The sequence below is a fragment of the Pseudomonas putida genome (assembly GCF_028682635.1).
GTDB lineage: Bacteria > Pseudomonadota > Gammaproteobacteria > Pseudomonadales > Pseudomonadaceae > Aquipseudomonas > Aquipseudomonas putida_AE.
In genome coordinates, this window is the sequence record NZ_JANHLK010000001.1 from 269,532 (window position 1) to 286,507 (window position 16,976).

A 16,976-nucleotide genomic window follows, 5' to 3' on the forward strand; every position below is an offset into this window, starting at 1 on the left:
CTGCGGTTACTGCAAGAATGTAGCCAGATACTGACAGGGTCAGTGTTTACGCGAAGAGCCTTGCATGACCAGCTTGACCAGAGGCCCCAGCGTGGTGCCCAGACGGATGAGCCGGGTCAGGCTGCCCAGGCCTGCGCCGCTCCGCGTGCCCTTGCCGGTCAGGAAGCCCAACAAGGTAACGGCCGCCACGCCCCACAGAGGTGCATGCTTGATGCCGAACCCATCGTGCAGGTTCTGGCCCATGCCACGCAGCCGATGCAGGGGTTGCAGCAGTTGCCCGGATTCGTGACGGATTTCCTGGCGATGCATTTCCATGCGCAGGCGGATCAGTGCCTTGCGCATTTCCGTGCGTGAGCTGTTTCGAGGCAGTTCAGGCAGGTTCATGGCAGCAGGCGCTCCCGATCATTGGCCAATTCTTCCAACGTGCCATGGAAGGGCGAGGATTCATCGAAGATTGCCGCTCTCAGGCGTATCCCGCAGAACACGCAGGCAAGGGTGTAGAACACGCACAGTGAGATGATGGCGGGCAGGCGATAGGTGTCCCAGAACACGATCAACACCAGTGTCGACAGCCCAACCAACAACAATAACGCGAACACCAGCGCCAGGCCGGCAAACAGCAACAGGCTTACGGTGCGGGCCTTTTGCTCCTGCAATTCGATACCGAACAGTTCGACGTGACTGTGCAGCAACCCAAGAACGGCGGCGCCGAGGCGTCGCGGTGAGGAACTGGCGCCCGTCCCGGACGAGCCGATTTCATCGATCGCCATGATCAGCGCCGGGTTGCCAGCAAGCCAATGAGGAAACCCACGCCGGCGGCAATACCGACCGATTGCCATGGGTTGGCCTGGACATAGTCCTCGGTGGCGGTCACGGCAGCCTTGCCGCGTTCGCGCAGGGAGTCTTCGGTCAGTTTCAGGGTTTCCCTTGCACGCAGCAGACTGTCGTGGATCTGGTCGCGCAATTCATCGGCCTGGTCACCGGCCAGGGAGGCGGTGTGTTCCAGCAACCGTTCGGTATCGCTGACCAGTGTCTGAAAATCGCTCATCAGGATTTCTTGAGCAGTCTTTGCCTTGATGCTGGCCATTGGTGATCTCCATAAGTGGCGTCTGAATCGTTCGAGTATGAGCCTTGTGCGAAGGTTCAGTACAAATGACTGGTACAACTTTTGCTGTGTCGTGGTGCGTCGGCTCGCGCCGTTGCGCTGTTGCTGGGCAAGATTCCAGTAAAACCTTAACTCAAACAATCAAAACCCGCGCAAATGTCCCGGTCGTGATTGGCCTTGATGAACCCCGTGCTTCAAAACGGTTCATCGGGAGAGACCTGTTCGATTCGACAAGTCTCAACTTGGTGCATGGATTGCCCGCGCGAACTGCTTTGGTGCTTTTTTTCAGCCTTAAGGTCTGCCAAATCCATGGAAAATCTGCAAAGCGCTGTGGACACCCTGGTTCATAGCTCCAATACATTGTTCATCCTGATCGGTGCGGTCATGGTGTTGGCCATGCACGCCGGCTTCGCCTTCCTGGAAGTCGGGACGGTCCGGCAAAAAAACCAGGTCAATGCCCTGTCGAAAATCCTCAGCGACTTCGCCGTTTCCACACTGGCTTACTTCTTTATAGGCTATTGGATTTCCTACGGCGTCACCTTTATGCAACCGGCGGCCGTGATCAACGCCGATCACGGCTATGGCCTGGTGAAGTTTTTCTTCCTGCTGACCTTTGCCGCGGCGATCCCGGCGATCATTTCCGGGGGCATCGCCGAGCGTGCCCGGTTCGTTCCGCAATTGTGCGCGACAGCGTTGATCGTGGCGTTCATCTATCCCTTCTTCGAGGGCATGATCTGGAACGGCAACCTGGGTCTGCAGGCCTGGCTGCTGGAGCGCTTTGGCGCCAGCTTCCATGATTTCGCCGGTTCCGTTGTCGTTCACGCCATGGGCGGTTGGCTGGCGCTGGCGGCGGTGCTGTTGCTTGGGCCACGCAATGGGCGTTATCGCGAAGGGCGGCTGGTGGCGTTCGCGCCGTCGAGCATTCCGTTCCTGGCGTTGGGCTCGTGGATTCTCATTGTCGGCTGGTTCGGCTTCAACGTGATGAGTGCGCAAACCCTGCAAGGGGTCAGCGGGCTGGTTGCGGTGAACTCGTTGATGGCCATGGTCGGCGGCACGATGGCGGCGCTGATCGTCGGGCGCAATGACCCGGGCTTTCTGCACAACGGGCCGCTGGCCGGTCTGGTGGCGATCTGTGCTGGCTCCGACCTGATGCATCCGGTGGGTGCGCTGGTCACCGGTGCCATTGCCGGGGCGCTGTTTGTCTGGTGCTTTACGGCCGCACAAGGCAAATGGCATATCGATGACGTGCTGGGGGTGTGGCCGCTGCATGGTCTGTGTGGCGTCTGGGGCGGGGTAGCCTGCGGCATCTTCGGCCAGGCGGCCTTGGGCGGGTTGGGCGGTGTGAGCATCGTCAGCCAGTTGATCGGCACGGCACTGGGTGTGGTGGTAGCGCTGGCCGGTGGTTTTGCGGTGTATGGCCTGATCAAGGCATTCCATGGTTTGCGCCTGAGCCAGGAAGAAGAGTATTACGGCGCGGACTTGTCGGTGCACAAGATCGGCGCCGTCAGCCAGGATTAGCCGTGGTTCATTGGCTCGACGACATTTCGGGGCGGGCCTAGAATAAGCACTCAATTTCTTGGTAGAGCGCTCATGCTTCCTGAATGTCAGCTGTTCGGCACTCTCGGGTGTCATCTCTGTGAAGTGGCCGAAGCCATGTTGATGGAGTTTGTCGAGCGTGGCCTGCTGGTGGAACTGGTGGACATCGCTGACGACGAATCCTGGTTCGCCGCCTACAGCCTGCGCATCCCGGTGTTGCGTCGGGTCGATACCGGCGCGGAACTGGGTTGGCCCTTCAGTGCCGACGAAGTGGTTGCCTTCCTGGGTTAAACGGTTTTGTGGGTGGACAGGTTCCGCCCGTCGAACTTTAGAGCCGATCCCCTTGGCTTAATCGACGCTATTCGGATACTGTATGCGCATACAGTTATTCGGATTGCTGTCCTGCTGCCGTTGATTTTTGGCGTTGGGCGGGGCAACTCCGGGCGTGAGGGGGATGAGTCGTGGTCAATGTCGAACAATTGAAGAGCAGCGTTAATCGCATGTCGGTGGATGTGGTACGCGAAGCCGTCGCCGAATTGCGCCTGGACGGCCTGGTGACGGAAGGAAAAACGCCCTTCAACAAGCTGCATTTCAATACCTGCTTTGCCGAAATCGAAGCTTTGTTCCAGCGCGCGGGCTTTCACCGCCAGCTGGATGTCGTGGGTTATCAGGGTTTGTTGTATGCACTGTATGACCCGGGTCGCTGGGAGGCGGTCGACGTGCTGCGCTGGCTCAAGGAGTACACCGAGGCGGCGCAGATACCGGCGTAAGGATTCTGCGCTAGGTTCGTTTGCGCTGCTGTTGGATAATGCCGCTCTGCATTCAAGGTAAGAGCTTTTGTATGTCCACTTCAGCATTTTCTGCTGCACACAGCCAGGCCAGCACGCTGTACCTGCCGCCTGGCCCGTGGCAGACCGTTTTCGATTGCCTGTGCGAGCACTTCAGCGCCATCAGTCGTGAACAATGGCTGGACAGAATCGCTCGCGGTCGCGTCCTCGATGGGCAGGGCGCGCCCATTGCCCTTGACCTGCCTTACAGGGAAGGCTTGCGGATTCACTATTTTCGCGAAGTGCCTGACGAAAAACCGATCCCGGTGGTCGAGTCGATCCTGTACGCGGACGAGCATCTGGTGGTGGCGGACAAGCCACATTTTCTACCCGTAACCCCGGCGGGTGAGTACGTCGAACAGACCTTGTTGCGTCGCCTTATCCGTCGCCTGGACAACCCGCACCTGGTGCCCTTGCATCGCATCGACCGGCATACCGCGGGTCTGGTGCTGTTTTCCGCCAACCCGCAGAGCCGTTCGGCGTATCAGTCGCTGTTTCCTTCGCGGCAGATCGAAAAGCGCTACGAGGCTATCGCCCGGGCATTACCTGACCTGACGTTTCCACTGGTGCACAAGAGCCGACTCATCGATGGCGAGCCGTTCTTTCGCATGCAGGAAGGGCCGGGCGCCAGCAACACCGAGACGGCTGTGGAAGTCCGGGAAAAGAACGGCGACCTCTGGCGCTATGGGCTTTATCCGGTGACGGGCAAGAAACATCAGTTGCGGGTGCACATGACCGCCCTGGGCGCCAGCATCTGCAACGACCCGTTTTATCCCCGGGTGCTCAAGGACGTGGAAGATGACTATGCCAACCCGCTGAAACTGCTGGCCCAGGGGCTGAAATTTGTAGACCCGGTGACGGGTGAGGGCCGGGAGTTCGAGAGCGCAATCACGTTGCAGTGGTGAGCAGGGCATTCAAAAAAATCGAATTTATGCCCAGGTCTGCAGTCTTTTGATCAGGCGCCACGCCTGTGGCGTTCGATACCTCCCATGCAAGGAGATATTCATGAAACGAACCGTATTCGCCGGAATGTTGATTTGCACCGCCCTGTTGGCCTCTCCCGTATTCGCCGCAGACAACGACCTGTGCACCATCAAGCTCCAGGAGCTCAAGGACAAGGTCACCAGCCTGCCGGCCACGTCCGAAAACACCACCATGGAAATCAAGCGGATGCAGGCCAGCGCTGAATCGGCCCGGGCCGCCAACGACGACAAGAAATGCATCACCGAGGCCACGCAGGCACTGGCACGCGTGGATAAACTGAACAATGAGCCGAACCCTTAGCGAGGGTTTTCCAGAGGCGAATAAAAATGCCCCGACCAGTCGGGGCATTTTCATGTATCCGGTAGTCGCCGCGAAGATTACAACTCTTTGACGGTACGAACCTGATCCTTGTTGATGCGGGTCTGCTTGCCATCCAGCTGTTCGAATTCGTAGAAGCCCGAATCCTGGTCGTAGTTTGGCGTGTCGACGGCCTGGATTTCGCGACCGTCATTCAAGGTGATCACAGTAGGCGATGCGCAACCGGCGAGGGTAGCGAGGCCCAGTGCAAGCATGAAAGTGGCCAGGGTCCGTTGAGTCATGGAAGTGTCTCCGAAAAAATGAATTCTTTTGGTTGCTGGGCTTGAGACGTAAACAGCGCGCGCAAGTTCCTTGGTACTCAGTCTGACACAGTGTCTGACGTACTTAACAGTTCGGGCGTGTTGAGGTTTGCCAGGCGCGGATCGTTGTCGGGGCACTGCAACGCAGTAGCACCCAGCTGGCGCATCAGTCGACCCGGGCTACGTTCACCCTCCTTCCAGGCCGTTTCGAAATCAGCGCGCAGTGCCACTGGAATAATGCACAGCAACGGCTCCCAGTGGCCGTCATGGCGCAGCATCAAGGGTTTGTCCGGATGCTGGCTGGCGGCTTCGCGCATGCTGCTGAGCAGTGCCTGGTCAATGCGCGGGACATCACATGGCAAGACTAGCAGATGATTGTGACGGGCCGCTTTGAGACCGGCACGAATGCCCGCCAATGGCCCCGGAAAATCGCCTTCGTCGTCATGGACCAATTGATCGGCGTAGGGCGCGTACTTTTCCAGGTTCCGGTTGCACGAGATGATCAGGTCATCGCTCAGCGCGCGTGTCTTGCGATGCAGATGTGCAATCAACGGCTCGCCGTGCCATTCCAGCAACCCCTTGTCCTGGCCGCCCATGCGCTGGCCGCGGCCGCCTGCCAGGAGCAAAATGGAGCAGGGTGGCAACGCTGGGTTCGAAGTCATGGCAGGCCTCCATGGGGGCGGCGAAAAATGAGGTCGCTGTGATATAACACCGGGCTGTTTCTCCTACAACTGGACGAGCCTATGAAAGCCAAGGCTGATGTACCTTTCGCGCCGCTCAACATCGCGGTGCTGACGGTCAGCGATACCCGTACCCTGGAAACCGATACCTCAGGCCAGCTGTTCGTTGACCGCCTGACGGCTGCCGGACACAACCTGGCCTGCCGGGTCTTGCTAAAAGATGACCTCTACAAGATTCGCGCGCAAGTTGCCAACTGGATCGCCGACGAGGTCGTACAGGTGGTGCTGATCACCGGCGGCACCGGTTTCACCGGTCGTGACAGCACGCCGGAAGCAGTGAGCTGCCTGCTCGACAAACAAGTCGATGGTTTTGGTGAATTGTTCCGCCAGATATCGGTGGCGGACATCGGCACATCGACCGTCCAGTCCCGCGCCTTGGCCGGCCTGGCCAACGGCACGCTGGTGTGCTGCCTGCCGGGGTCGACCAATGCGGTACGCACCGGTTGGGATGGCATTCTTGGCGAGCAGCTGGATTCGCGCCATCGCCCGTGCAATTTCGTGACTCACCTGAAACAGGCGGCACCCTGTGAATCCCGCGGGTAAGCCGGGCAAGACCGGGACCCTGATGCCGGTCGAGGTAGCCCTGGCGCGTCTGCTGGAAATGGCCGACGCCTCTCGGATTGTAGAGCGCGAGCGTTTGCCGTTGGCGCAGGTCGAGGGCCGGGTGCTGGCCGACGATCTGCTGTCGTCCCTCGATCTGCCGCCGTGGCCCAATAGCGCGATGGATGGTTATGCCTTGCGCGTGGCTGACTGGAACGCAGAGCCGTTGGTGGTCAGTCAGAAAGTCTTTGCCGGCCAGGCGCCTGTTGCCTTGACGCCGGGCACCTGCGCGCGAATCTTCACCGGCGCACCTGTGCCGCCGGGTGCCGATTGCGTCGAGATGCAGGAGAACGCCGAAGTCCAGGCGGATGGACGTGTCCGTTTCACCGAGTCCCTGGTCATCGGGCAGAACATTCGTCCACAAGGACAGGAAACCACCGTTGGCGAACTGATCCTGCCGGCGGGCACGCGGCTGGGGCCGATCGAGCAAGGTCTGGCCGCCTCGCTGGGGTGTGCCGAGCTTGCGGTGATCCGCAAGGTTCGCGTGGCGGTGCTGTCCACCGGGGATGAACTGATCGAGCCGGGTCAGCCGCTGGGGCCGGGGCAGATCTACAACAGCAACCGTGTGTTGCTCTGCAGCTGGTTGCAGCGCCTGGGTTGCGAGGTGATCGACGCCGGGATCCTGCCGGATGACCTGGACACCACGCGCGCGCGCCTGGGCGAGCTGGGGAATGTCGACCTGATTCTCTCGACCGGCGGCGTATCGGTGGGGGAGGCCGACTTCCTGGGCATGGCGCTGCGAGAAGAGGGCGAGCTGGCGCTGTGGAAACTGGCCATCAAGCCCGGAAAACCCCTGACCTTCGGACATTTTCGTAGCGTGCCGGTGATCGGCCTGCCGGGCAATCCAGCCTCGACCCTGGTGACCTTTGCCTTGCTGGCAAGGCCTTACCTGCTGCGCCGCATGGGTGTGCAGGAGGTGGAGCCGCTGAAGGTGCAAGTGCCTGCAGGGTTCGACTGGACTAAGGCCGGCAATCGACGCGAGTACCTGCGCGGTCGCCTGGAGAACGGCCAGGCCATCATCTACCGCAATCAGAGTTCCGGTGTGCTGCGCAGCGCCGCCTGGGCCGATGGATTGGTCGAGGTCATGGAGGAGCGGACGCTGGTGGCAGGTGACAGCGTCTACTTCATTCCGCTGAGCGAAGTGTTGAGCTGATCTGGACGCCACGCGGTGACGCAAGCCCGGTCGATTGAGCCGGGTTTTGCGTCCATGGTAGATCAATGAGCCAGCAGCAGTGAGACGACCTGGTCGAAACGGCTGTTGGCGATCCAGCCCAGCAGCCCCAGGACAACGACTGTTCCGCCCACCGAATAGGCAAGCCTGAGCCTGATTGACCTGACGTCACTGCGAATCCTTTCCAGATCGCCTCGCAGGGTTTCGAGGTGTGTCTCAAGCTCGTTGACGCGAGGTTGCATAGGAACTTCTCCACTGGATTTTGCACTGCTGACGAGTTCAGCTGGATGATCGGCCCGTTTCATTGCGAGCGGCACCACCGGCATCACCGGTGACCTGATGTCATGTCGTTGCATTGCACATCCTTGCGTCTGTCCTGCTGATGACTGAAAACCGCTGACACAAAAGTGTACCAATCGCCATTTCTGGTCAATTGAGCCGATTCCTCACGTTTTGTAAGAAAATTCTCCTTATTGGACTCAAGCGTAAATAATTCATTTTTTTGCGACTTTTCAGGAGGGTGGTGAGGTCACATGTCCCATACGCCTTCAAAGATGGGGAGTGACGACAATGAGCGAACGCAAGGCACTGTTGATTCTGCATGGCAAGCAGGCGCTCAACGAAGCGGTTCGGGCCGCCGTCGAGGAAAAGCGTGAACAAGGCTGGGACCTGGCCGTGCGCCTGACCTGGGAAGCCGGGGATGCGCAACGGCTGGTGGGCGAAGCGCTGGAGGCGGGTTATCGGCGTATCATTGCCGGTGGCGGCGACGGCACCTTGCGCGATATTGCCGAAGCCATGGCCGGCCAGTCGCCGGAGGCCAGCCTGGTGCTGATGCCGCTGGGCACCGCCAACGATTTTGCCCGTGCTGCCGGTGTGCCGCTGGAGCCGGATCAGGCACTGGCGCTGCTGGACGTTGCCCCCAGCGCCATCGACCTGGGGGAAGTCGGTGGCCAGGTGTTCCTGAATATGGCCACCGGTGGTTTTGGCAGCCAGGTCACGGCCAATACCTCCGAAGAACTGAAGAAAGTCCTCGGTGGTGCGGCGTATCTGTTCACCGGCTTGACGCGTTTCAGTGAGCTGCATGCGGCGTATGGTGAATTGCAGGGGCCTGATTTTCACTGGAGTGGCGAGTTGCTGGCGCTGGGGATCGGTAACGGTCGACAGGCGGGTGGTGGGCATGTGCTCTGCCCAGAGGCTTTGGCGGACGACGGGCTACTCGACATCAGCATTCTGCCGGCACCGCAGGAGCTGGTCGGCACCTTGAAGAACCTGCTGGCCGATGGTTTCGGACTCGATAGCATGTTCGTCCGCGCCCGCCTGCCATGGGTTGAGATCAAGGCCTCTGAGGGCCTCTACATCAACCTTGACGGCGAACCGCTCGAGGGTGACAGCCTGCGGTTCTCGGCTCGGCCGGCGGCGCTGCGGGTGCATTTGCCCGAGCAGTCACCCTTGTTGAGCAGGGCTGGAACTGTCAGTCGTCCAGACTGATGATCTGCTCGCGCACGGCGAACAAGACAAGGCCGGCCACGTCAAATATCTGCAAGCGCTTCATGACTTGCGAGCGATGGGTTTCCACGGTCTTGACGCTCAGGCCCAGGCCGTTGGCGATTTCCCGGGTGGATTTGCCACGCACGATCAACCGCAGGATTTCCAGCTGACGGGCTGTCAGGTTGTGCGAGTCTGCCGGGGCCGCCGGGCTGTTCTGGGTCCGGTTCAACGCCTGGGTGATCACGGTATGGGCGATGGCCGGGCTCAGGTAGCGCTCATTGTTACGCAAGGCTTCCAGCGCGTGTTCCAGTTCGGTGGCCGTGGTGTCCTTGAGTAAATAACCATGGGCCCCGGATTCCAGGGCTTGCATGATGAGTGCCGGGTCGGTGTGCATCGACAGGATCAGCACCTTGCTGTGCGGACGGACCCGCTTGAGCTGTTGCAAGGCTTCGAGGCCACCGGTCTGCTTCATGGAAATATCCAGCAGCACGATATCCGGCGACAGTCGCTGGGCCATTTCGAGCAGCTGCGAGCCATCGTTGGCCTCGCCGACAACCGCATAGCCAGGAAGGTCCAGCACCAGGGCGCGCACGCCAGCCCTGATCAGCGAGTGGTCATCCACCAGAAGCAAGTTACAAGTCAATGCATAACCTTATTCGTATTGGCCCGTTCGAACTCACGGGGTGCCCATGGGAAGAGGGCTTCGATTTGGGTGCCTTTGCCTGGCTGGCTGGTCACGGTCAGCGTGCCGCCCAGTTGTTTGATCCGTTCCGACATCCCGGCCATGCCGCGTTGTCCTTCACGCCCCGGATCGGTGGCCGGCGCGAAACCGCGGCCATCGTCACTGATCAGCAATGCCAGGCCCTGGGGCAAACGCTGCAGGCAGACCAGCAGGTTTTGCGCATCGGCATGGCGCAGCATGTTGGTGACGGCCTCCTGGGTGATGCGAAAGGCCGCCACTGCCATTTCTTCCGGGATGCCGGTCAGTCGTTGCTGGCACTCCAGGCTCCAGTGCACCGGGGTGTTGCTCAGCGTCTTGAGCAAATGCGCCCGCAGGCTGGCTTCCAGCCCAAGGCTGGCCAGTTGTCGGGGGTTGAGGATGGCCGATACATCGCGAACCTTGGCGAGGGTTTCATCCAGCGTGTCGCACAGCACCGAGCATTGCCCCTGCAGGTCTTCGGGCATCCTGCGCTTGAGCCAGTCACTCTGAAGTTTTGCCGCGGTCAGCAACTGGCCGATGTCGTCGTGCAATTCCCGACTGAGGCGATGGCGTTCGTTTTCCTGGACTTGCAGCATCCGTTCGGCCAGCTCCTGAGGTTGGAACTTGATCGACTTGCGTGACAGGCGGTATTGCATCCAGACGCAGCCCAGCGCAGCAAGATCGAGCGCCAGCAGACCCAGCGGCAACTGTGTGGACAGGCCGTAGACCAGCAGGCTGCCGAGTGTCGAGCCGGCGCATAGAAGCAGCGTGAACCGGCGTGCGTTATCTGGGGAGGGTGGCCATTTGGCGATTGAATTGAGGCTGGCGTACATAGCGGATGGAGCCAATGGATGTTCGCTGCGGGCCGATCGGTCATGTTCGCTGACAGATCGATGATTTTTTTATGTCAGCTTTCGACTTCAACGGTTTTTTGTATAAGAAAACCACGGTCTTGTATAAGAAATCAGACCTGAATTTTTTAGCTGAGTTGTCTGCAATCGCGTTGCCGTTAATTGACGACAACTAATGGGCGGCATAATAGCACTTCGAATACCGTTGGTCGCGCTTGTGATTAGATGTCCAGGAGGACAGGAGATAGCGCCCAGGAAGGTGGGAACACCGTTTAGGCCACGATTATTTGGATCCAATAAAAATCGGCGCAGACAGACGAATACTTGTACAAGCAATAGTTACTTGTTTCGAGGTGTCGTTAGCAGATATGAAGTATTCAATTGCGACATGAGTCCGCACAAGTTGTGATGCAGTCATCTATTCGCAGCTTGACGTACTTGCGCAAAGTTAAGCCTGGCGCTGCGAATAAGAAACGAGTGTGTACGGCCTGGAATCAACCGGGGGGCGAAACTGACTCTGGCCGACCTGGAACGCGAAGGCTTCGATCAGGGAGGCCTGTTCAGTTTCATCGAGGCTGAGCTGCCCGGTTTTCTGGTCGATCAGTTCAAGTTGCCAGGCGATCAGCGTCAGGCAGTCCTTGAGCGCATCCAGGGCTTCGTCGTGCAGTGCCATGTGGTTGTGGGCGTGATTGAGCAGGCCATGAATGTGCAATGAAAACTCTGACACGGCCGCGAGGGCGAGGGCATCTGCCTTGCACGCCAGTTTGAGCAGGGTGCTGAGCATGCAATCAATGGCGTCCGGGTCATTGCTGATCAATTGCAGATGACTCAGGCACTCCTCGGTCCTGGCCAGGAGTGTTTCAGCCTCGACGAGAAACTCGGGAATGCGCTTTGCCCACTCTTTACGATTGTTCGGCATGCTTGTCTCCACAACGTCATGTCAAATGAGGAGGGTGTCTTGAGTTCGCGCTCTGGACGGCTCAAGTGCGGGCTGAACGCTTGAAAGGTTGATTGGCCACTGGTTTGCGATCGCAGACAAATGCCCGACCCCATTCATGCAATGAGAATGGCGTCACATTAATGGCTATTGGATATTGCGAATATCAGGTTGCACCTGATTGTTGCTAGGGGAATCCCTTACAGGGCGGAACCAATCGCGCAAATGATGGTCGCGGCGAAAAGCATGCAATAGATGAAATTACAGGAACAGTAAAGCATGATGTTAATGTGACATCAATTCCCGCGCGTGGCATTTGCCAAGGGGTCAAGGTCCGGCGAAAACAGCCGATAACCCTCTATCCAGTGAATTCATCCGCAAAAGCCCCAGGAGTCATAGATGGCCGGCATTCTCGATACGGTAGACCAGCGTACGCAACTTGTGGGTGAGAATCGCCTGGAAATTCTCATGTTCCGGCTTGCCGGGCGGCAATTGTTCGCGATCAACGTGTTCAAGGTGCAGGAAGTCCTGCAACTGCCGAAGCTGACCCTGATGCCCCAGCGGCATCCGTTCGTGTGCGGCGTGGTCAATCTTCGCGGCCAGACCCTGCCGGTCATCGACCTGTCCCAGGCCATCGGCATGCGTGCGCTGGTGCCAGGCCCTGGCAGCACGATCATCGTCACGGAGTACAACCGCTCGGTGCAGGCCTTCCTGGTCGGAGGGGTGGACCGCATCGTCAACATGAACTGGGAAGCGATCCTGCCACCGCCCAGCAGTGCCGGCCGGCAGCATTACCTGACCGCGATCAGCAAGGTCGATGACCAGTTGGTGGAGATCATCGACGTCGAGAAAGTCCTCGCCGAAATCGTGCCTTACAACGCCAAGGTCTCCCGGGAAAAACTCGAGGATCCGGTGCTGGAACGCGCCCGTGGCCGTGAAGTGTTGCTGGTGGATGACTCGAATGTGGCCCTGACGCAACTGCGCGATACCTTGGGGCAGTTGGGTGTGAAGATGCACATTGCCAGCGATGGCTTGAAGGCCCTGAACATGCTCAAGGCCTGGGCGGACACCGGCGTCAACATGACCGACAAGCTGCTGATGGTCTTCACCGACGCGGAAATGCCGGAAATGGACGGTTACCGCCTGACCACCGAAATCCGCAACGATCCGCGACTGCGCGGCCTTTATGTGGTGCTGCACACGTCCCTGTCCGGCAGCTTCAACGACTCGATGGTCAAGAAGGTCGGCTGTGACAACTTCCTCTCCAAATTCCAGCCGGACAAGTTGGTTGATGTGGTGCGTCAGCGTTTGATGCGCGATGCAGTGCCGGCCTGATCCGAGGACGAATGCCCAACACTAAACATTGTGGGAGCTGGCTTGCCAGCGAAGAGGCCCGAAAGGTCAATGCAATATTCAAGGACGCCTTCGCTGGCAAGCCAGCTCCTACAGGGGCGGGGACCTTTGATTCGCTGATCAAGCTCGTATAGGGTGGCGTTTTTGTCCGTCAGGGAGCTGGCCATGTTGCGTCTGAGCGCGCTGTATCGTTATCCGTTGAAATCCGGCAAAGGCGAGATCCTGCAACAGGTCGGCCTCGACAAGCTGGGGCTGGACGGTGATCGACGCTGGATGCTGGTGGATGAAGCCAGCGGACGCTTCCTGACCCAGCGCGCGGTCGCGCAGATGAGCCAGCTGTCGGCGTTGTGGAATGCCGAGGGTGGCTTGACCCTCAGCGCCCCCGGCCATTCGCCGATCGATGTCGCCTTGCCCACCAGCGATGCTCAATTGCGCGGTGTGACCATCTGGCGTGACAGCTTGCGCGTGCCCGATGCCGGCGACGCGGCCGGCGCCTGGGTCAGTGGGTTCATCGGCAAGCCGACGCGCCTGGTGCAGGTGCCACTGGATCGCGCACGGACCACCGCCTCGGGCTATGGCAAGGACGACGATCAGGTCGCCTTCGCCGATGGCTTCCCGCTGTTGCTGATTGGCCAGGCATCGCTGGATGACCTGTCGCAACGCGTCGGCCGCTCGCTGGAGATGCTGCGTTTCCGGCCCAACCTGGTGATCGAGGGCAGCGAGGCGTATGCCGAGGATGGCTGGAAGCGCCTGCGCATCGGCGATGTCGAGTTCCGGGTGGTCAAGCCCTGTTCACGCTGCATCATGACAACCGTCGACCCGCAAACCGGCGAGCGTGACGCTGGCCGCGAACCCTTTGCCACCTTGCAGAAGTACCGTAGCGAAGCCGATGGTGCGATGTTTGGGCAGAATCTGGTCAACGACGGTAATGGCCGGCTCGAAGTCGGCATGCCGGTCACCATCCTCGAATAAACGCCCTTCAACGAAAAATGCCCGTGTCGATGGACACGGGCATTGTCTTTTCGCAGTGAACCCGGGGTTTTAGCCGCGGTATTCGCACAGGTAGGCAGTGTCGACCGCCACTTTGAGCTGGAACTTGCTGTTGGCGGGCACGTTGAACTGGCTGCCGGCGGCGAAGGTTTCCCAATCGGTGCTGTCCGGGAGCTTGACGGTCAGGGCGCCGGAGACCACGTGCATGATTTCACGCTGGCTGGTGCCGAATTCGTATTCGCCCGGGGCCATGACGCCGATGGTCGCTGGGCCTTCGGCAGTGCCAAAGGCGATCGACTTGACGGTGCCGTCGAAGTACTCGTTGACTTTAAACATGGGCGATTCCTCGAAAAGGGCTTAAAAGGGCCGGCCAGTATGCACAAGGCCCAAGGACTCGTCACCTCTCTAGAGCGGCAGGACAAGCGGCAACAGGCGTGCGGTGTTGCGCGCGTCTTCCAGCGCCCGATGTTGCTGCCCCGTGAACTGCAGTCCCGCCAGTTGCAGGGCGCCGTTGAGCCCCAGCGGTCGTTCCAGGCGTCGGGCCTTGGCAAAGCGCTGCTTGAGATTCATGTGCGGCACGTTGCTCAACGCGCTGTCGAAGGGCAGGCGCTGCCATTCCTGGAGCAACTGTTTGCGATCGTAGTCACCCCAGCTGACCCAGCCTTCAAGCCGCGAGTGATGTTGGCCCAGCCAGCGCTCGAACGATGGCCAGACCTCGGCCAGGGGCTGTGCGGCATCGATGTTGGCCTGGGTGATGTGCGTCAGCTCCCGGCAAAACGGCGTCAACAGAGGGCGACGCAACGGGCGCACGAAACGCTGGAAGCAATCCAGCTCGCGGCCTTTGCGATCCACCAGGGTGGCACCGATTTCGATGATTTCCATTTCCGTTATGGGCCAACCACCCTCATCGGTGGTGGCTTCCAGATCAATGACCAACCAGTGAGGCATCGCAGGGTTCCCGGTATCCGCGTGCTGATAGGGCTTGAGCGTAGCCAAACCCGGCGGTTACGCCTAGCAACTTATTCGACCTCAAGCAGAATCTGCCGGTTTTTCACCTGGTCGCCCACCTGCACCTGCAAGCGCTTGAGCACGCCGTCGATGCCCGCCTTGAGTGGGTGTTCCATTTTCATGGCTTCCAGCACCACCAGCAATTGGCCTTTGCTGACCTGGCTGCCTTCACTGACCAGCACGTCGATGACCGCACCGTCCATGGGCGCCTTGAGGGTGCCGGAGCTGATGCTGGCCTGGCTGCAGACCGGCGCTTGGGTGCGATCCAGCAGTTGCAGGCTGCCGGGGCGAGTGAATAGCCAGAGTTGCTCGCCTTCGAGAAGGTAGGCATGACGCTGGCGGATGCCGTCGATGTCCAGGGTGACCCAGCGACCGTCGCACTGGATAACGGTCAGGTTGAGCACCTGTGCGGCGATTTGAATCCGGTAGGGCTGCCCCGGTACCGCGTTGAGTTGCACGGGCCAGTCCTGATCTCCCAGGCCGATGTGGTAGTGCAGCGGCACACTGGCGTTGTTACGCCAACCGGCCAGCGCGGCAGGATGAATCCGTGCCGAAGCGTGGTGGAACAGCGTCGCGGCAATCGCCAGTTCTTCAGCGCGGGGTACAGGGGCCTGAAGGCAAGGGTGTTCGGCGAAATGCGTCGTAATGAACCCGGTGCTGAATTCGCCCCTGATGAACTGCGGATGTTCCAGCAGGCCGGCCAGCAAACGCTGGTTGCTCGGCAGGCCCAGCAGGACGCTGTCCTGCACCGCCCGCAGCAACTTGCGCCGGGCTTCTTCACGGGTCGCGCCGTGGGCAATGATCTTGCCCAGCATCGAATCGTAGAACGGGCTGACCTGCTGTCCTTCCATCAGCCCATGGTCGATGCGCACGCCGCTCTGCAGCGCCGGTTCCCAGCGGGCGATGCGCCCGGTTTGCGGGACAAAGTCCTGGGCCGGGTCTTCGGCGTACAAGCGCACTTCCATGGCGTGACCGCTGAGTTGCACCTGCTCCTGGCGCAACGGTAGCGGCAGCCCCGCGGCGACCTGCAGTTGCCAGGCCACCAGATCCAGCCCGGTGATCAGTTCGGTGACCGGATGCTCTACCTGCAGCCGGGTGTTCATTTCCAGGAAATAGAACTGCCCGCATGCATCCAGGAGGAATTCCACGGTGCCGGCGCCGACATAGTTGACCGCGCGACCGGCCTTGAGCGCCGCTTCGCCCATGGCCTGGCGCAGTTCGGCGGTCATGACCGGGCAGGGCGCTTCCTCGATGACTTTCTGGTGACGGCGCTGGATGGAACAGTCGCGCTCGCCGAGGTAGATCAGGTTGCCCTGATGGTCGCCGAACAGCTGAACCTCGACATGACGCGGGTCGATCAACGCCTGTTCGAGGATCAGTTCATCGCTGCCGAATCCATGCAGCGCTTCGGAGCGTGCGGTGCGGATCTGCGCCAACAAATCGCCGGCATCGTGCACCAGGCGCATGCCGCGACCGCCACCGCCAGCGCTGGCCTTGATCATCAGCGGGTAGCCGATGCGATCGGCTTCGCGGCTGAGCGTCGCATCGTCCTGCTCGGCGCCCTGATAGCCGGCGATGCAGGGAACCCCTGCGTCGAGCATGGCCAGTTTCGACAGCCGTTTGCTGCCCATCAGTTCGATGGCTTCGGGGCTGGGGCCGATGAAGGTGATGCCGGCGTTTTGGCAGGCTCGGGCGAAACCGGCATTTTCCGAGAGGAAACCGTAGCCCGGGTGGATGGCGTCGGCCCCGGTACGTCGGGCCGCGTCGATGATCGCTTCGATGTTCAGGTAGGACTGTTGCACCGGGGCCGGGCCGATGTTTACCGCTTCGTCGGCCATGTGCACGTGCAGGGCGTCGGCGTCGGCATCGCTGAAGACGGCGACGGTGCGGTAGCCCAGGGCCTGGGCGGTGCGCTGGATGCGGCAGGCTATTTCACCGCGGTTGGCGATCAGGATTTTGTTGAATCCGGGCATGGTGCGTTCCCTTGGATGTGCGGTGAATGTTCGGGCCTCTTCGCTGGCAAGCCAGCTCCTACAGGTTTTGTGTGCGACGCAGACCCTTGTAGGAGC

General features: G+C 60.2%; 21 protein-coding genes and 2 pseudogenes. 10 read left to right on the forward strand and 13 right to left on the reverse strand.

Annotated features, from left to right (window positions below; translation table 11 throughout):
* Positions 1-39 precede the first annotated feature (39 nt).
* From NPS56_RS01235 to NPS56_RS01245, 3 genes are read right to left on the reverse strand one after another with little or no spacing between them, the layout of a single operon-like run.
* On the reverse strand, positions 40-384 hold the full coding sequence (locus NPS56_RS01235; RefSeq protein ID WP_274073095.1) for a hypothetical protein: 345 nt from the start codon (positions 382-384) through the stop codon (positions 40-42).
* Positions 381-770, reverse strand: a complete 390-nt coding sequence (locus NPS56_RS01240) for a phage holin family protein (protein WP_274073096.1) — start codon at positions 768-770, stop codon at positions 381-383. The genes NPS56_RS01235 and NPS56_RS01240 overlap by 4 nt, the downstream gene beginning before the upstream one ends.
* A gap of 2 nt (positions 771-772) precedes the next feature.
* Positions 773-1,087 (reverse strand): DUF883 family protein, encoded by a 315-nt coding sequence (locus tag NPS56_RS01245; RefSeq protein ID WP_008055105.1) that lies wholly within the window; start codon positions 1,085-1,087, stop codon positions 773-775.
* A gap of 327 nt (positions 1,088-1,414) precedes the next feature.
* Here NPS56_RS01245 and NPS56_RS01250 point away from each other — a divergent pair, with 327 nt between their 5' ends.
* The 5 genes from NPS56_RS01250 (at position 1,415) to NPS56_RS01270 (ending at position 4,752) form a co-directional block, all read left to right on the forward strand.
* Positions 1,415-2,623 carry an ammonium transporter gene (locus NPS56_RS01250; protein WP_274073097.1) on the forward strand — a complete coding sequence of 403 codons (1,209 nt, stop codon included), beginning with the start codon at positions 1,415-1,417 and terminating at the stop codon, positions 2,621-2,623.
* A 72-nt stretch (positions 2,624-2,695) separates the two neighbouring features.
* Positions 2,696-2,932: a glutaredoxin family protein gene (locus NPS56_RS01255; protein ID WP_102700819.1), complete on the forward strand. Its 237-nt coding sequence runs from the start codon at positions 2,696-2,698 to the stop codon at positions 2,930-2,932.
* Between the two features lie 170 nt (positions 2,933-3,102).
* Positions 3,103-3,411, forward strand: coding sequence for a transcriptional regulator (locus tag NPS56_RS01260; RefSeq protein ID WP_274073098.1), 309 nt, complete (start codon positions 3,103-3,105; stop codon positions 3,409-3,411).
* 71 nt (positions 3,412-3,482) lie between these two features.
* Positions 3,483-4,373, forward strand: coding sequence for a pseudouridine synthase (locus NPS56_RS01265; RefSeq protein ID WP_274073099.1), 891 nt, complete (start codon positions 3,483-3,485; stop codon positions 4,371-4,373).
* A 100-nt stretch (positions 4,374-4,473) separates the two neighbouring features.
* Entirely contained in the window at positions 4,474-4,752 is a 279-nt protein-coding gene (locus NPS56_RS01270) for a hypothetical protein (protein ID WP_274073100.1), read from the forward strand.
* A gap of 77 nt (positions 4,753-4,829) precedes the next feature.
* Here NPS56_RS01270 and NPS56_RS01275 read toward each other — a convergent pair whose 3' ends face one another.
* Complete coding sequence (locus NPS56_RS01275) at positions 4,830-5,051, reverse strand: YgdI/YgdR family lipoprotein (protein ID WP_274073101.1); 222 nt, start codon at positions 5,049-5,051, stop codon at positions 4,830-4,832.
* 77 nt (positions 5,052-5,128) lie between these two features.
* Positions 5,129-5,731: a molybdenum cofactor guanylyltransferase MobA gene (gene mobA / locus NPS56_RS01280; RefSeq protein ID WP_274073102.1), complete on the reverse strand. Its 603-nt coding sequence runs from the start codon at positions 5,729-5,731 to the stop codon at positions 5,129-5,131.
* Positions 5,732-5,812: 81 nt separating this feature from the next.
* Between mobA and moaB the strand changes: the two genes are divergently transcribed.
* Together moaB and glp are read left to right on the forward strand one after the other, a co-directional pair.
* On the forward strand, positions 5,813-6,352 hold the full coding sequence (gene moaB / locus NPS56_RS01285) for a molybdenum cofactor biosynthesis protein B (protein ID WP_008055114.1): 540 nt from the start codon (positions 5,813-5,815) through the stop codon (positions 6,350-6,352).
* Between the two features lie 22 nt (positions 6,353-6,374).
* Entirely contained in the window at positions 6,375-7,562 is a 1,188-nt protein-coding gene (gene glp, locus NPS56_RS01290; RefSeq protein ID WP_425313617.1) for a gephyrin-like molybdotransferase Glp, read from the forward strand.
* Positions 7,563-7,624: 62 nt separating this feature from the next.
* Here the strand turns inward: glp and NPS56_RS01295 are convergent, their stop codons facing one another.
* A complete protein-coding gene (locus NPS56_RS01295) occupies positions 7,625-7,936 on the reverse strand; it encodes a hypothetical protein (protein ID WP_274073104.1) in 312 nt (103 codons plus the stop codon).
* 214 nt (positions 7,937-8,150) lie between these two features.
* Between NPS56_RS01295 and yegS the strand changes: the two genes are divergently transcribed.
* The gene (gene yegS / locus NPS56_RS01300; RefSeq protein WP_274073105.1) at positions 8,151-9,068 is read left to right on the forward strand and encodes a lipid kinase YegS; all 918 of its coding nucleotides are present in this window, start codon (positions 8,151-8,153) and stop codon (positions 9,066-9,068) included.
* Here yegS and NPS56_RS01305 read toward each other — a convergent pair.
* The 3 genes from NPS56_RS01305 to NPS56_RS01315 form a co-directional block, all read right to left on the reverse strand.
* On the reverse strand, positions 9,052-9,711 hold the full coding sequence (locus NPS56_RS01305) for a response regulator (protein ID WP_274073106.1): 660 nt from the start codon (positions 9,709-9,711) through the stop codon (positions 9,052-9,054). The two genes, yegS and NPS56_RS01305, sit on opposite strands and share 17 nt — an antisense overlap.
* Positions 9,708-10,601: a sensor histidine kinase gene (locus NPS56_RS01310; protein ID WP_274073284.1), complete on the reverse strand. Its 894-nt coding sequence runs from the start codon at positions 10,599-10,601 to the stop codon at positions 9,708-9,710. The genes NPS56_RS01305 and NPS56_RS01310 overlap by 4 nt, the downstream gene beginning before the upstream one ends.
* 466 nt (positions 10,602-11,067) lie before the next feature.
* A complete protein-coding gene (locus NPS56_RS01315) occupies positions 11,068-11,538 on the reverse strand; it encodes a hypothetical protein (protein ID WP_274073107.1) in 471 nt (156 codons plus the stop codon).
* Positions 11,539-11,955: 417 nt separating this feature from the next.
* On the opposite strand from NPS56_RS01315, the gene NPS56_RS01320 reads away from it, so the two are divergent.
* Positions 11,956-12,891 carry a chemotaxis protein CheV gene (locus tag NPS56_RS01320; protein WP_274073108.1) on the forward strand — a complete coding sequence of 312 codons (936 nt, stop codon included), beginning with the start codon at positions 11,956-11,958 and terminating at the stop codon, positions 12,889-12,891.
* Positions 12,892-13,074: 183 nt separating this feature from the next.
* Positions 13,075-13,881, forward strand: a complete 807-nt coding sequence (locus NPS56_RS01325; protein ID WP_274073109.1) for an MOSC domain-containing protein — start codon at positions 13,075-13,077, stop codon at positions 13,879-13,881.
* Between the two features lie 69 nt (positions 13,882-13,950).
* Here the strand turns inward: NPS56_RS01325 and NPS56_RS01330 are convergent, their stop codons facing one another.
* From NPS56_RS01330 to NPS56_RS01340, 4 genes and pseudogenes are all read right to left on the reverse strand, one after another.
* Positions 13,951-14,235, reverse strand: coding sequence for a pyrimidine/purine nucleoside phosphorylase (locus NPS56_RS01330; protein ID WP_045058110.1), 285 nt, complete (start codon positions 14,233-14,235; stop codon positions 13,951-13,953).
* Between the two features lie 69 nt (positions 14,236-14,304).
* Positions 14,305-14,847 (reverse strand): exonuclease domain-containing protein, encoded by a 543-nt coding sequence (locus NPS56_RS01335; RefSeq protein WP_274073110.1) that lies wholly within the window; start codon positions 14,845-14,847, stop codon positions 14,305-14,307.
* Positions 14,848-14,918: 71 nt separating this feature from the next.
* A pseudogene (locus NPS56_RS31255) lies at positions 14,919-15,278 on the reverse strand (acetyl-CoA carboxylase biotin carboxyl carrier protein subunit); the annotation flags it as partial.
* A gap of 134 nt (positions 15,279-15,412) precedes the next feature.
* A pseudogene (locus NPS56_RS01340) lies at positions 15,413-16,880 on the reverse strand (acetyl-CoA carboxylase biotin carboxylase subunit); the annotation flags it as partial.
* Positions 16,881-16,976: the final 96 nt, after the last annotated feature.